Raw genomic sequence first — 13,301 nt, 5'->3', positions numbered from 1 at the left:
GGCCGCGGGGCAAGCGGCGGCGACCCCGGAAAGCTAGCGCCGGTGCCGGGAAAAATGTTTGCGTAGTTGAAGCCGGATGCCGATTTCCTGCATGATCCATGCGGAAATATCGGCTTCAGAGGAAAAATCATGTCCAAGGAGACGCCGAAGGATCTGGACCGCACCGACTGGCGCATCCTGGACCACCTCCAGAAGGACGGGGCCGCCACGGCGGCGGAGGTGGCGGAGCGCGTGGGCCTGTCGCAGTCGCCCTGCTGGCGCCGCATCCAGCGGCTGGAGGGGATGGGGGTGATCCGCCGCCGGGTGGCGCTGCTGGACCGCAAGCGGCTGGGGCTGAACGTGCTGATCTTCAGCCACGTCAAGCTGGAGGCGCACAGCGGCGACCGGCTGGAGGAGTTCCGCGACGCCATCCGCCGCATCCCCGAGGTGCAGGAGTGCTTCGTGCTGATGGGACAGGTGGATTTCCTGCTCCGCATCGTCGCGGCCGACATCGAGGCCTATGAGAAGCTGTTCTTCGAGAAGCTGTCGAAGCTGCCCGGCGTGCGGGAGATCAACTCCATGATCGCCGTCTCCGCCATGAAGGAGACGACGGAGCTGCCGCTGCCGATGCCGTGAGGGGCGGGCTCAGAGCGCCGTGCGGACGCTGCGCAGTTCGGGGAAGAAGCTCTGGTCCAGCGCCCGCACCAGATAGCTGGCGCCGGCGGTGCCGCCGGTGCCGGACTTGAAGCCGATGATGCGCTCCACCGTCTTCATGTGGCTGAAGCGCCACTGCTGGAAGCGCCAGTCCAGATCCACCAGCTTCTCCGCCAGTTCGTAAAGGTCCCAGTGCCGCTCCGTGTCGCGGTAGACGGCAAGCCAGGCCGCCTCCACCGCCGCGTCGGGCCGGTAGGGAAGGCGCCAGTCCCGCTCCAGCCGGTCGTCGGGAAGGGCGAAGCCCCGCCGGTCCAGCAGGCGCAGGCAGTCATCGTAGAGCGACGGCGCCGCCAGTGCCGCCTGGAGGTCGGCATACACCTTCGGCTCGCCGCGATGGACCTCCGCCAGCCGGGCGTTGCGGTTGCCCAGCAGGAATTCCAGCAGCCGGTACTGCCAGGACTGGAAGCCGCTGGACTGGCCCAGATAGGGCCGGAACCGCCCGTAGTCCGCCGGGGTCAGGGTGGACAGCACCTCCCAGCCCTGGATCATCTGGCGCTGCACCTGCGCCACCCGCGCCAGCATCTTGAAGGCGGGGCCCAGCCGGTCGGCCCGGATGGCGGCCTGGGCGCCGCGCAACTCGTGCAGGCTCAGCGTCAGCCACAGTTCGGTCACCTGATGGATGAGGATGAACAGCAGCTCGTCATGGGCGTCGGAGCGGGGATGCTGGGCGGTCAGCAGCCTGTCGAGCCCGAGATAGGCGCCGTAGCTGAGGTCGGGCCGCAGATGCGCGCCGCCGTCGGACGGGTCGGCGGCGGAGGGGCCGGCGGCGGAGGGGCCGGCAGGCGACGGGCCGGCAGGCGACGGGGGCTCGGGCTCGGCGGTCATGGGTCGTTCCATCCGAAACGGGATGGGCGAGTATCGGTGCTTCCGCCGGCCGGGCAAAGGAAAAGGCGCACCGGCCGCCGCCGATGCGCCTTTTCCGGTGAGAACGGAGAACCCCTACCGGCCGGCGGACTCCAGGATGAAGCGGCGGTTCAGCGGCTGGAGCGGCCGGGCATTGTCGCTGTACAGCGCGGCGAACCGCTCGATCTGCGCGTCCGAGGCGGTGACCGGCTGCTTGTAGGTGATCCAGTGGACCACCTCGGAGCAGGGCGGCGTGGTCAGCGAGCCTTCGTAGCGGAAATAGGCGGGGTCCGCCGGCAGCAGCCCGGCCGGATCGACCGCGACCGGGTCGGGGGCCGTGCCCTCCTGCGCCGGCATCGCCGCCCAGACGGCGTCCAGCACGGGGCTGGCGGCGCCGGGGACGATCATCACGCCCAGCACGGCCAGTTCGCCCGTCGCGGCGTTGCGGTGGACCAGATGCAGCTCCATCGGCGCGCGCTTGCCGTCCACGGCGTGCTCGCTGGGATGATGGAAGTGGAACTGGGCCAGATCGTAGCGGCCGCCCTCCAGCTCGATGAAGGAGCCGGGCGCGGCATTGGCCTGGATGGTGTGGCCGTTGTTCAGCACCTGCATCGGCCCGGCCTGGTAGTGGACGGCGATGGGGCCCAGCGTCGCCGGGACGGCATGCACGATGTCCACCGGCGACTGCGCCCGGCCCGTCTCGCAGGCCGCGAAGTCGGGGGAGAGCCGGCCCCACTCGGCGGGAGCGCCGGCGCCGGCATAGCCCCAGTGGGCATGCTCGTGCTCGGACGCGCCGGCGGCGGCGAGGGAGAGGGCGCCGGAAAGCGCAAGGGCGGAGGTCGCCAGCGCAAGGCGCCGGGCAAGGGGCGGGGCAAGGGGCGGGAAGGTCATGGGCATCACCCGTGAAGTTGACCGTCGGAACCCGGCGCCGACGGCGCGGGTCCCTAACGATCTACCCCCAACGGGTAAAGAATACCCTCTCCAAACGGGCGGACGCGGCCCGCATCGCGGGCATGACCGGCAGGCCGGGAGGGGCTACAGCGCCTCTCCCTTCATCAGCCGCGGCAGCTCGCCCACCACGCCCATGGCGTGGCGCATGAACAGGCGCTTCAGCGGCTTCAGCGGCGGCAGGTCGTTGACGGCCTTCAGCCCCAGCCGGCGGGCCAGCGCCAGGGGGGCGATGTCGTTGCTGAACAGCCGCGTCAGCAGGTCGGTGGTTGCCAGCAGGGAGACCGTGTCCACCCGGCGCCAGCGCTGGTAGCGGTCCAGCGCGTCGGCGGCGCCGGGGTCCAGGCCCAGGCGGTGGGCGTCCACGATCACCTCGGCCAGGGCGGCGGCGTCGCGCATCCCGACATTCAGGCCCTGCCCGGCGATCGGGTGCATGGCGTGGCAGGCTTCGGAGATCAGGGCCAGCCGGCGGTCCACATAGCGTTCCGCATGCATCAGCCCCAGCGGGTAGGAGGCGCGCGGCCCGATCGGGCGGATGCGGCCCAGCCAGTCGCCCACGCGGGATTGCAGCTCCGCCGTGAAGGCGGCCTCGCCCAGCTTCAGATACCAGGGCGCCAGCTCCGCCCGCTCCGACCAGACGATGGAGGTGCGGTTGCCCGTCAGCGGCAGCATGGCGAACGGCCCGGCCGGCAGGAACAGCTCCACCGCCGTGCCGCCGTGCGGCAGCTCGTGCTCGATGTTGGTGATGATGGCGTGCTGGCCGTAGCTCCAGCTCAGCGTGTCGATGCCGGCATCCTCGCGGCACAGGCTCTTCTTGCCGTCGGCCCCGACGATCAGGCGGGCCCGCACGGTGCGGCCGTCGGCCAGCCGCACCGTGGCGCGCGGACCCGAACGGTCCAGGCCGGAGACGGCGACCGGCGCCAGATGCGTGACCGAGGGCAGCTCCGCCAGCCGGCGCATCAGGGCACGGCGGATCGCCCGGTTCTCCACGATCCAGCCGAACGGCCGCGCCCCCACCTCGCGGTGGTCGTAGTGCAGGAACAGCGGCGCGTTCTGGTCGGTGACGCGGATGTCCAGGATCGGCCCGGCCTCGTCCGCCAGATAGGGCCACACCCCGGCCCCGTCCAGCACCTTGCCCGAGCCGTAGGCGATGGCGGTGGTGCGGCCGTCGAAGTGCGGCGCCATCTGTGCCGACGGCGGGTCGCGGTCGATCACGACGACCGGCACGCCGGCGCTGCCCAGGGCGCAGGCCAGGGTGAGACCGGAAAGGCCACCGCCGACGATGGCGACTTCGGTCGTGACCGCGTCGGACGCGTCCGACGCGACGGAGGAGGGGGAGGCGACGGTATCCATGCCCAGGAAAGTCGGTCACCCGGAGCCGATTGTCCAGTAGGCCGACGGTGCCGACCCCCGCACCGTCCCGCGGCGGCCCCGCCCGCCCGCCTGCCGGCCGGGAAACCGATCATCTGCACAGTTTTTGTGCAGGACCTGCCCATCGCTAAGCCGACGAGTAGGGAAGGCCCGGAACGGATGCGCTGGAAGGTTGGACCTTCAGGCGCGGCACGCTTCTTGTATCATGGTTTCCGAGCGGCCGGACCCTCATGCGGAGACCGGCCCGGCGGAACAAGGCCCGAGGAACGAAAGGGGAGCCCGATGAAACTCGTGATGGCAGTGATCAAGCCGTTCAAGCTCGACGAGGTCCGCGAGGCGCTGACCGGGTTGGGCATCCAGGGCCTGACCGTGTCCGAGGTGAAGGGCTTCGGGCGCCAGAAGGGCCAGACCGAGATCTACCGCGGCGCGGAATACTCGGTCAGCTTCCTGCCCAAGGTGAAGATCGAGGTCGCCGTGACCGACGACCTGACCGACGCCGTGGTGGAGGCCATCCAGAAGGCGGCCAACACCGGCCGCATCGGCGACGGCAAGATCTTCGTGCTGGAGCTGGCCCAGGCCATTCGCATCCGCACCGGGGAGTCCAACGCGGACGCGCTCTGATCCGGCTGCCGCAGGCAGCCCGACGGGCAGAACCAGGGGCAGGGTCCCCGGGCCGGCCGCAGACGCGGCCGCCGCCCGGCGGCGCTGCCCTTTTTTCTTTGTCGCCGCAGGCGGCAGGCCCAGGCCACCGCCACCGCCACCGGCCCGATCCTTAAGCGGGGGTTACAGGGAATCCAAGCCGCTGCGGCCGTTTTCCCGTCACTTATCCACAGGAAATACCCCGGTCCGGGCACGATTTCGTGAATCGGATCAATGGGTTAGTGCAGTTTTCAACGCTTTTCTCAGCAACTGTCCACAAGCGACGGATTCGGCAGGGCTTTTCCGGGCGCCCCGGTCTTGTGCCCCGGCGCCCGCGCGGGTAAACTCGTTTTCGTTTCGTACCCGCTGCTCCCCGCATCGCCCGTGGATGACCGCAGATGACCGGCGCGTCGCCGTCGCAGGCCCCGATGCCGACGGGGAACCCCCGGCTTGAGGGACTGACCGACTATCCCTTCACCCGGCTGGCCGCGCTTCTGGCCGGCGTGCCGCCGCGCGCCAACCTGGAGCCGCTGAGCCTGGCCGTGGGAGAACCGCAGCACACCCCGCCGGCCCTGCTGACGGCGGCGTTGCAGGCGAACGCCCATCTCTGGGGCCGCTATCCGCCCGTGGCCGGCACGCCGGAGTTCCGCGCCGCCGTCGCCGACTGGCTAGAGCGGCGCTATGCCCTGCCGGCGGGCTTCGTGGACCGGGAGACGGGCATCCTGCCCGTGGCCGGCACGCGCGAGGCACTGTTCCAGTTGCCGCTGCTGACCGTGCCCGAGCACCGCGCCGGCCGCCGGCCGGCGGTGCTGATCCCCAACCCGTTCTATGCGGTGTACGAGGGGGCCGCGGCCATGGCCGGGGCGGAGCCGGTGTTCCTGCCGGCCTTCGCCGATACCGGGTTCCTGCCGGACCTGGACGCGCTGCCGCCCGACCTGCTGGAGCGGACCGCGCTGTTCTATCTCTGCACGCCCGCGAACCCGCAGGGCGCCGTGGCGGATCTGGACTATCTGCGCAAGGCCCTGGCGCTGGCCCGCGCCTACGACTTCGTCCTGGCAGTGGACGAATGCTATGCCGAGATCTGGGACAGGGCGGCCCCCCCCGGTGCGCTGGAGGCGGCGCGGGAGACGGGGAGCACGGCCGGCCTCGTCGTGCTGCATTCGCTGTCCAAGCGGTCCAGCGCCGCCGGCCTGCGCTCCGGCTTCATCGCCGGCGACCCCCAATTGTTGCAGCGTTTCGCCCGGCTGCGCAGCTATTCCTGCGCCGGCACGCCGCTGCCGGCCCTGGCCGCGGCCACGGCGCTGTGGCGCGACGAGACGCATGTGGAGGAGAACCGCCGCCTTTACCGCGCCAAGGTCGATGCGGCAGACTCCGTCCTGGCCGGACGGTTCGGGTTCTACCGGCCGCCGGGCGGCTTCTTCCTGTGGCTGGACGTGGGCGACGGGGAGGCGGCGGCCCGGACCCTGTGGCAGGAGGCGGCGATCCGGGTCGTGCCCGGCGCCTACCTGTCGCGGCCCGATGCCGATGGCCGCAACCGCGGCCGGCCCTATGTCCGTGTCGCCCTGGTGCATGACGCGGAGACCGTGGCCCGCGCCTGCGAGCGGATCGTCCGCCTGCTGGGCTGAGGCCCGCCGCGACGCGGACCAGAGGGCGGGGTGCCGGCACGGCGCCGCGCCCGGAAGCGGAACGCCGCACCCCGGAAGCGGCCCGGACCCGCGTACTGCCTGGACCGCCTGACGACTGGACTGCCTGACGACTGGATTGCCTGACGACTGGACCCGTAGCCCGACAGCCCGCGTTCCGATGCCCTGCACCCCGACCCCACCGGCCCGACCCCACCGGCGACGACCTTTCCCTGGATGACAGCATGAACCCGAGACTGGCCGCGACCCGCCCCGCCCCCCGCGGCAGCAATCCCCGCGGCGTCCCGCCCGGCCGCCCCGGCCCCTCCGTGCCCGGACGGAACCGGAACGCCCTGCTGCCCGACGGCGCCGCCCGCTTCCTGCGCGCGCGGCTGGTGGAGCTGGGCGGTCTGCTGACGGTGGGCGTGGGCGCGGCCCTGGCCGGCGCCATCGCCAGCTACACCCCGGCGGACCCGTCCTGGAACACCGCCGTGCCCGCGGGCACAACGATCGTGCGCAACTGGCTGGGCCTGCCGGGCGCCTATGCGGCCGACATCCTGGTGCAGACGCTGGGCCTGTCCGCCTATCTGATCGCCACCCTGATCGCCGGCTGGGGCCTGTCGGTGGCGCGCCACCGGCCGCCCGACCGCTGGGCGCTGCGGGTGCCGCTGGGCCTGGGCGCGGTCCTGCTGACGGCCGTCGCCCTGGCCGGGCTGTCGTTCGCCGCCGGCGGGGCCATGGGCGGCAGCGTCGGGCTGATCCTGCTGAACCAGGTGCGGCTGCCGCTGCTGTCGGCGGGGATCGCGCTGCCGCCCGGTCTGCTGGGACTGACGGCCGCCGTGCCGGCGCTGTGGATGCTGCTGACCGCGCTGGGCGTGCAGACGGGGGCGGCCCTGGCCGGGCTGCGCCGGCTGGGCGACCGCCGGACGGAAACGCCCCGCCCTGCGCCGCGCCGGCCGGCCGCCGCACCGGCGGCACAGCAGGCCGCACCGGAACGGCCGGAGACCGCACGGACGGGGCTGACCGGGCTGGCGGCGACCGGCCTGGGCAGCCTGGGCGGGCTCGCGTCCCGCGCCGCGGCGGCCGCGGGCGGGCTGCGGGAGGATCTGGGTGGCCGGCTGCGCGGCCTGTTCGCCCGCACGGCGGCGGAACCGGCCCGGCCCGTGCGGCGGATGCCGCCGGCCCTGACCCCGGTGCCGCCGCCACGGCCCGAGCGGGCGGGTGAGCGTATCGAGCCCGCCCTCACCATCCCGCGCGTCGAGCGGCCCGCGCCGCCCGTGACGGCGGAGACGGGCGAGCCGGACGTGGAGGCGGAGGAGCCGCGCCGGCCCCGGCTGGCGCCCGTGGTGACGCCGCGGCCGGCCCCGGTCATCTCGCTCCGCCGGCCGGAGAAGCCGCGCCACCCCTCGCTGCCGCTGGAGGAGCCCGACGCCGGGGAGTACGAGCTGCCGCCGGTGGAGATCCTGCAACTGCCCCCGGCCGGCCAGTCCGCCGCCCTGGACGAGGAGGGCTTGCAACGCAACGCCACCCTGCTGGAAGGCGTGCTGGAGGATTTCGGCGTCCGTGGCGAGATCGTGAAGGTCAGCCCCGGCCCGGTGGTGACGCTCTACGAGCTGGAGCCGGCCCCCGGCACCAAGTCCAGCCGCGTCATCGGGCTGGCGGACGACATCGCCCGCTCCATGAGCGCCGTCAGCGTGCGCGTGGCCGTGGTGCCGGGGCGCAACGTCATCGGCATCGAGCTGCCGAACCAGCGGCGCGAGACGGTCTATCTGCGCGAGCTGCTGACCGCCGACGCCTACCAGAAAAGCCAGCAGAAGCTGGCCCTGGTGCTGGGCAAGGACATCGGCGGCGGCCCCGTGGTGGCCGATCTCGCCCGCATGCCGCACCTGCTGGTCGCCGGCACCACCGGCTCGGGCAAGTCGGTGGCGATCAACACCATGATCCTGTCGCTGCTGTACCGGCTGCCGCCGGACCGCTGCCGCTTCATCATGGTCGATCCGAAGATGCTGGAGCTGTCCATCTACGAGGGCATCCCGCACCTGCTGGCCCCCGTCGTCACCGACCCGAAGAAGGCGGTGGTGGCGCTGAAATGGGCGGTGCGGGAGATGGAGGACCGTTACCGCGCCATGTCCAAGCTGGGCGTGCGCAACATCGACGGCTACAACGCCCGCCTGAAGGAGGCGCGGGAGGCCGGCGAGGTGCTGACCCGCCGGGTGCAGACCGGCTTCGACCCCGACACCGGCAAGCCGATCTTCGAGGAGCAGCCCATCGACCTGACGGAGCTGCCCTACATCGTCGTCATCGTGGACGAGATGGCGGACCTGATGCTGGTCGCCGGCAAGGACATCGAGGCCGCGATCCAGCGTCTGGCCCAGATGGCCCGCGCCGCCGGCATCCACCTGATCATGGCGACGCAGCGCCCCTCGGTGGACGTCATCACCGGCACCATCAAGGCGAACTTCCCGACCCGCATCAGCTTCCAGGTCACCAGCAAGATCGACAGCCGCACCATCCTGGGCGAGCAGGGGGCCGAACAGCTCCTGGGCCAGGGTGACATGCTCTACATGGCCGGCGGCGGTCGCATCACCCGCGTCCACGGCCCCTTCGTCCGCGACGAGGAGGTGGAGCAGGTGGTGAAGTTCCTGAAGGCCCAGGGCGAGCCCAACTATGTCGAGGCCGTGACCGAGGACGAGGACGAGGCGGGCCCGGCCGGCGACGAGGGCGCGGGCGGTTCCGGCGGGGCCGGCGGCGACGACCTGTACGACCAGGCCGTCGCCATCGTGACGCGCGAACGCAAGGCCAGCACCAGCTTCATCCAGCGCCACCTGCGCATCGGCTACAACAGCGCCGCCCGCCTGATCGAGCGGATGGAGAAGGAAGGCGTCGTCGGCAAGGCCAACCATGTCGGCAAGCGCGAGGTGCTGGCCCGCGACATCGACGACACCGAACGGGTGAACTGACCGGCACGGGACAGGGCCGGCGGGTGGCCGGCGGGTGGTGGCCGGCGGGTGGTGGTCGGTCGGGGGAGCCGGTCGCGGGTGGTTGACCCGCCGCGGCGGGACCCCCATCCTGCCGCGCGCCGCCGGCCGTGCCAGGGCCCGCGTCCGCAATCCCGCCACGATGCCCGGTCACGATGCCCGCATGAAGACGATCCTCTCCCCGACCGGACCTGTCCCGACTTCCCGATCCAGAATGGCCCGATCCGGAACGGCCCGCTCCCTGCTGGCCGCGACGGTCGCCCCTGTTGCGCTTGTCCTGGCCACGTTTGCCCTGGCCGCACTCGTGTTGGGCGTGCCGGCGACCCCGGCCCGGGCCGCCCCGGCGGTATCCGAAGCCGCCCGGACGCCGGAGGTCGCGGCCGATCTGGCGCGGGTGGAAGCCTATCTGAACGGCATCGGCACCCTGCGCTCCCGCTTCCTCCAGGTGGCGGACGACGGCAGCGCGCTCAAGGGCACCTTCTCCCTGGCGCGGCCCGGTCGGATGCGGATCGACTACGACCCGCCGGTCGGCAACTTCATCGTCGCCGATGGCCGCTTCGTCTATTTCTGGGACGCCGAACTGAAACAGCAGTCGAACGCCCCGATCGGCAGCACGCTGGCCGACTTCCTGCTGCGCCCGCAGATCAGCCTGTCCGGCGACGTCACCGTCACCGATGTCATGCATGACGGCGGCGTGCTGGAGGTGACCCTGGCCCAGACGAAGGACCCCGCTCTGGGCCGGCTGACCCTGGTGTTCGAGGAACGGCCCTTCGCCCTGCGCAAGTGGCGGGTGCTGGACGCCCAGGGGCTGACCACCGAAATCTCCCTGCTGTCCCCGGAGACCGGGGTGGAGCTGAAGGACGATCTGTTCTTCTTCCGCGACCCGACCCGCCGGCGCGAGCGGGACTGACCGTCCGTCCTTTCCGGGCCGTTGCGGCCCGGGCGGGGCTTGGCGCACACTCGGGATGCGCGCGTATTCCGCTTTGCGAGACGGTCCCCATGAGCCTGCCGATCCCCCCGAGCCCATCCCGACTGGCCACCATCCGGCCCCCGGTCGGCATCCCCGCCTGCGCCCGCACCCTGGGGCAGCATCCGTTCCATGTCGTCGGGGACAAGTATGTCCGCGCCGTCAGTGAGGGGGCGGGGGCGCTGCCGCTGGTGCTGCCGGCGCTGGGGGACTGGTACGATGTGGATGCCCTGCTGGACCGGCTGGACGGCCTGTTCCTCACCGGCAGCCCGTCGAACGTGCATCCCGCCGCCTATGGCCGCGCGCCAGGCACGGAGGCGCCCCCGCACGACGAGGCGCGCGACGCCACCACCCTGCCGCTGATCCGCCGCGCCCTGGAGCGGGGCGTGCCCCTGCTGGCCGTCTGCCGCGGCTTCCAGGAGCTGAACGTGGCCCTGGGCGGCACCCTGCACGCACGGGTGCAGGAGGTGCCGGGCATGATGGACCACCGCGAGGACAAGGACGCGCCGGTGGAGGTGCAGTACGGCCCCGCCCATCCCGTGGCGCTGGCGCCGGAGGGGCGGCTCGCCGCCATCACCGGCCGGCGGGAGCTGCGGGTGAACTCCGTGCATTCCCAGGGCATCGACCGGCTGGCGCCGGGCCTGGTGGTGGAGGCGACGGCCCCGGACGGCCTGATCGAGGCGGTGCGGGTGGAGGGGGTACCCTTCGCGCTGGCGGTGCAGTGGCACCCGGAATGGCGCTTCCGCGACGACCCGGCCTCCACTGCCCTGCTGGCCGCCTTCGGCACCGCCGTCCGCGACCACGCCGCCGCACGGGGGCGGTGAGCCGGAGGGTGTAAAGCACGACTTGACATCGGTGCGTTTGTAAAGGGATGCTTTACGCCGGTTGAGTTGATGACTCCGAAACAGGCGCTGGAGCGTTCCGTGGAGACCACCGCCCTTCCGCCGCTGCATCCGGGTGAACTGCTCCGGGAGGATATCCTGCCGGCCCTGGGTATCACCGTGTCGGAGATGGCGGAGCATCTGGGCGTGTCGCGGCAGACCCTGCACGCGATCCTGTCCGAGCGCGCCGCTGTGACCCCGGCCATGGCCCTGCGCCTGGGCAAGCTGTGCGGCAACGGGCCCGAGATCTGGCTGAACCTCCAGGCGAAGTGGGACATCGCCACCCTGACGACCGCCTTGAGCGACGAGCTGGACCGTATCCCCACGCTGACCGCCGCCTGAGAGGCGGGCCACATCCCCCGGCCTTGATCCCGCCGCCGGTCCCGCCATATCGCAGGAATGGGAACGGAGCGGAGAACCATGGGCGGGACGATGGTGGCGGCCGGCGGGAACAGCCCGGCAGCGGTGCCGGCGGGGGAGAGGGCCTTCACGGTCAGCGAGCTGATCCAGGCCACGCCCGACGTGCGGATCGTCCGGCTGGTGCCGGCGGACGGACGGCCCTTCGACTTCCAGGCGGGGCAGTATGCCCGGGTCGGCTTCGCCGGACTGCCGGCGCGGGACTTCTCCATCGCCAGCCGGCCCGGCGAGCCGCATCTGGAGTTCCACATCCGCGATGCCGGGCAGGGCGCGGGCGCCGCCCACTATGCCGTGCGCCATCTGCGCCCGGGCGAGCGGGTCCTGCTGCACGGCCCCCTGGGCGACGCCACCCTGAAGCCGGAGCATCGCGGCCCGATCCTGGCCATCGCCGGCGGCTCCGGTCTGGCGCCGGTGAAGTCCATCGTGGAGACGGCGCTGGAGCGCGGCCATGCCGGGCCGCTGCACCTCTATTTCGGGGTACGGACGGCGCGCGACCTGTATCTGGACGGGCATTTCGCCGCCCTGGGGCGGCGTCACCCGAACCTGAGCTTCGTCCCCGTCCTGTCCGAGCCGGAGGTGCCCGGTCCCTGGCGCACGGGTCCTGTCGGGCCGGCGGCGGTGGCGGATTTCGCCGACCTGTCCGGCTTCAAGGCCTATCTGGCCGGCCCGCCGGCCATGGTGGAGGGGACGGTGCCGCTGCTGCTGGAGAAGGGCATCGCCGCGGTGGACATCCACGCCGACGCCTTCTACACCGGAAACCGGACGCCGCAGCGGACCGGCCGCTGAGGCCGCCCGCCGTCCTTCCGGGGTCCCGCCCGTGCGCCTCTGCACCTGGAACATCAATTCCGTCCGCCTGCGCCTGCCGCTGCTGCTGAAGCTGCTGGACGAGCACGCCCCGGACGTCGTCTGCCTGCAGGAGACGAAGACCGTGGACGATACGTTCCCCCTGCGGGAACTGGCGGAACGCGGCTACCGCTTCGCCCATATCCACGGCATGAAGAGCTACAACGGGGTGGCGATCCTGTCCCGGCTGGAGCTGGGCGCGCGGGAGGTGCGGCACTGGTGCGGGCGGGAGGACTGCCGCCACATCGCCACGACGCTGCCGGTCGGGCCGGGGATCGAGCTGCACAACCTCTACATTCCCGCTGGCGGCGACGTGCCGGACCCGGCGGTGAACGAGAAGTTCGCGCACAAGCTCCAGTTCCTGGACGAGATGATCCGCTGGTGGCCGGAACAGCGCAGCCCCGACCGGCCCATGATCCTGGTCGGCGACCTGAACATCGCGCCGCTGGAGACGGACGTCTGGTCCCACCGCCAGCTCCTGGACGTGGTCTCCCACACCCCGGTGGAGGTCGAGAAGCTGACCCAGGTGCAGCGCACCCTGGGCTGGGTGGACGCCGTGCGCCGCTTCGTGCCGGAGACGGAGAAGCTCTACACCTGGTGGTCCTACCGCTCCGCCGACTGGGCGGCCAGCGACCGCGGCCGCCGGCTGGACCATGTCTGGGTCACCCCGCCGCTGGCCCCGGCGCTCGCCGGCACGACGGTGCTGCGCGAGGCCCGCGGCTGGGAGCCGAAGCCCAGCGACCATGTCCCGGTGCTGGTGGACTTCCGCTTCTGATCCCCGTCAGGCCCGCCGGTCCCCCCGCGGCATCATCAGGGCCAGCACCCAGAAGGGCGGTGCCCAGAGTACGGGGCTGACCGCAACCAGGGGGGCTGCCGTCAGCGCCAGCAGGGCCGGGGAGAGGAACCCGTCCAGCACCGCCGGATGCGCCGGCGCGGGCGGCCGGGCCGGAGTCACGGCCTGCGCCGCCGGGGAAGCGACCGCCGGGCGAGGCACCGCAGGCTGGGAGACCGCGGGCGGGGCGGGGCGGGGGACGACACCATGGTCGTGCAGGAGATCGTGCAGCGCGTGGTCCAGCATCCGTTCCTGCCTTGGCCGTTC

The 13,301-nt window shown here is 72.2% G+C and carries 13 protein-coding genes; 9 read left to right on the top strand and 4 right to left on the bottom strand.

Going from position 1 to position 13,301, the window contains the following annotated elements:
- Positions 1 to 129 precede the first annotated feature (129 nt).
- Positions 130 to 615 (top strand): Lrp/AsnC family transcriptional regulator, encoded by a 486-nt coding sequence (locus ACFQPS_RS05325; RefSeq protein WP_377357071.1) that lies wholly within the window; start codon positions 130 to 132, stop codon positions 613 to 615.
- Between the two features lie 9 nt (positions 616 to 624).
- Here the strand turns inward: ACFQPS_RS05325 and ACFQPS_RS05320 are convergent, their stop codons facing one another.
- The 3 genes from ACFQPS_RS05320 to ACFQPS_RS05310 form a co-directional block, all read right to left on the bottom strand.
- Positions 625 to 1,518: a tryptophan 2,3-dioxygenase gene (locus ACFQPS_RS05320; RefSeq protein ID WP_377357069.1), complete on the bottom strand. Its 894-nt coding sequence runs from the start codon at positions 1,516 to 1,518 to the stop codon at positions 625 to 627.
- A gap of 114 nt (positions 1,519 to 1,632) precedes the next feature.
- Positions 1,633 to 2,427, bottom strand: a complete 795-nt coding sequence (locus tag ACFQPS_RS05315; protein ID WP_377357067.1) for a carbonic anhydrase — start codon at positions 2,425 to 2,427, stop codon at positions 1,633 to 1,635.
- A 144-nt stretch (positions 2,428 to 2,571) separates the two neighbouring features.
- Complete coding sequence (locus tag ACFQPS_RS05310; protein ID WP_377357065.1) at positions 2,572 to 3,837, bottom strand: UbiH/UbiF/VisC/COQ6 family ubiquinone biosynthesis hydroxylase; 1,266 nt, start codon at positions 3,835 to 3,837, stop codon at positions 2,572 to 2,574.
- 300 nt (positions 3,838 to 4,137) lie between these two features.
- Here ACFQPS_RS05310 and ACFQPS_RS05305 point away from each other — a divergent pair, with 300 nt between their 5' ends.
- From ACFQPS_RS05305 to xth, 8 genes are all read left to right on the top strand, one after another.
- On the top strand, positions 4,138 to 4,476 hold the full coding sequence (locus ACFQPS_RS05305; RefSeq protein WP_012567936.1) for a P-II family nitrogen regulator: 339 nt from the start codon (positions 4,138 to 4,140) through the stop codon (positions 4,474 to 4,476).
- A gap of 416 nt (positions 4,477 to 4,892) precedes the next feature.
- Positions 4,893 to 6,119, top strand: a complete 1,227-nt coding sequence (locus ACFQPS_RS05300) for an aminotransferase class I/II-fold pyridoxal phosphate-dependent enzyme (RefSeq protein ID WP_377357063.1) — start codon at positions 4,893 to 4,895, stop codon at positions 6,117 to 6,119.
- A gap of 242 nt (positions 6,120 to 6,361) precedes the next feature.
- Positions 6,362 to 9,076, top strand: coding sequence for a DNA translocase FtsK (locus ACFQPS_RS05295; protein WP_377357061.1), 2,715 nt, complete (start codon positions 6,362 to 6,364; stop codon positions 9,074 to 9,076).
- A 232-nt stretch (positions 9,077 to 9,308) separates the two neighbouring features.
- Positions 9,309 to 10,004 (top strand): LolA family protein, encoded by a 696-nt coding sequence (locus ACFQPS_RS05290; protein ID WP_377357059.1) that lies wholly within the window; start codon positions 9,309 to 9,311, stop codon positions 10,002 to 10,004.
- 89 nt (positions 10,005 to 10,093) lie between these two features.
- Positions 10,094 to 10,885 (top strand): gamma-glutamyl-gamma-aminobutyrate hydrolase family protein, encoded by a 792-nt coding sequence (locus tag ACFQPS_RS05285; RefSeq protein ID WP_377357058.1) that lies wholly within the window; start codon positions 10,094 to 10,096, stop codon positions 10,883 to 10,885.
- Positions 10,886 to 10,954: 69 nt separating this feature from the next.
- Positions 10,955 to 11,284, top strand: a complete 330-nt coding sequence (locus ACFQPS_RS05280) for a HigA family addiction module antitoxin (protein WP_377357056.1) — start codon at positions 10,955 to 10,957, stop codon at positions 11,282 to 11,284.
- A 78-nt stretch (positions 11,285 to 11,362) separates the two neighbouring features.
- Positions 11,363 to 12,145 carry a ferredoxin reductase domain-containing protein gene (locus ACFQPS_RS05275; protein WP_377357054.1) on the top strand — a complete coding sequence of 261 codons (783 nt, stop codon included), beginning with the start codon at positions 11,363 to 11,365 and terminating at the stop codon, positions 12,143 to 12,145.
- A gap of 31 nt (positions 12,146 to 12,176) precedes the next feature.
- Positions 12,177 to 12,977: an exodeoxyribonuclease III gene (xth, locus tag ACFQPS_RS05270; protein ID WP_377357052.1), complete on the top strand. Its 801-nt coding sequence runs from the start codon at positions 12,177 to 12,179 to the stop codon at positions 12,975 to 12,977.
- A gap of 6 nt (positions 12,978 to 12,983) precedes the next feature.
- On the opposite strand, the gene ACFQPS_RS05265 is transcribed toward xth, so the two are convergent.
- Complete coding sequence (locus tag ACFQPS_RS05265; protein ID WP_377357051.1) at positions 12,984 to 13,280, bottom strand: hypothetical protein; 297 nt, start codon at positions 13,278 to 13,280, stop codon at positions 12,984 to 12,986.
- Between the last annotated feature and the right edge of the window lie 21 nt (positions 13,281 to 13,301).

It is taken from the genome of Rhodocista pekingensis, from assembly GCF_042665545.1.
Classification (GTDB): domain Bacteria; phylum Pseudomonadota; class Alphaproteobacteria; order Azospirillales; family Azospirillaceae; genus Rhodocista; species Rhodocista pekingensis.
The sequence above is the reverse complement of the archived record's forward strand: the minus strand, read 5'-3'. Positions and strand labels throughout refer to the sequence as shown.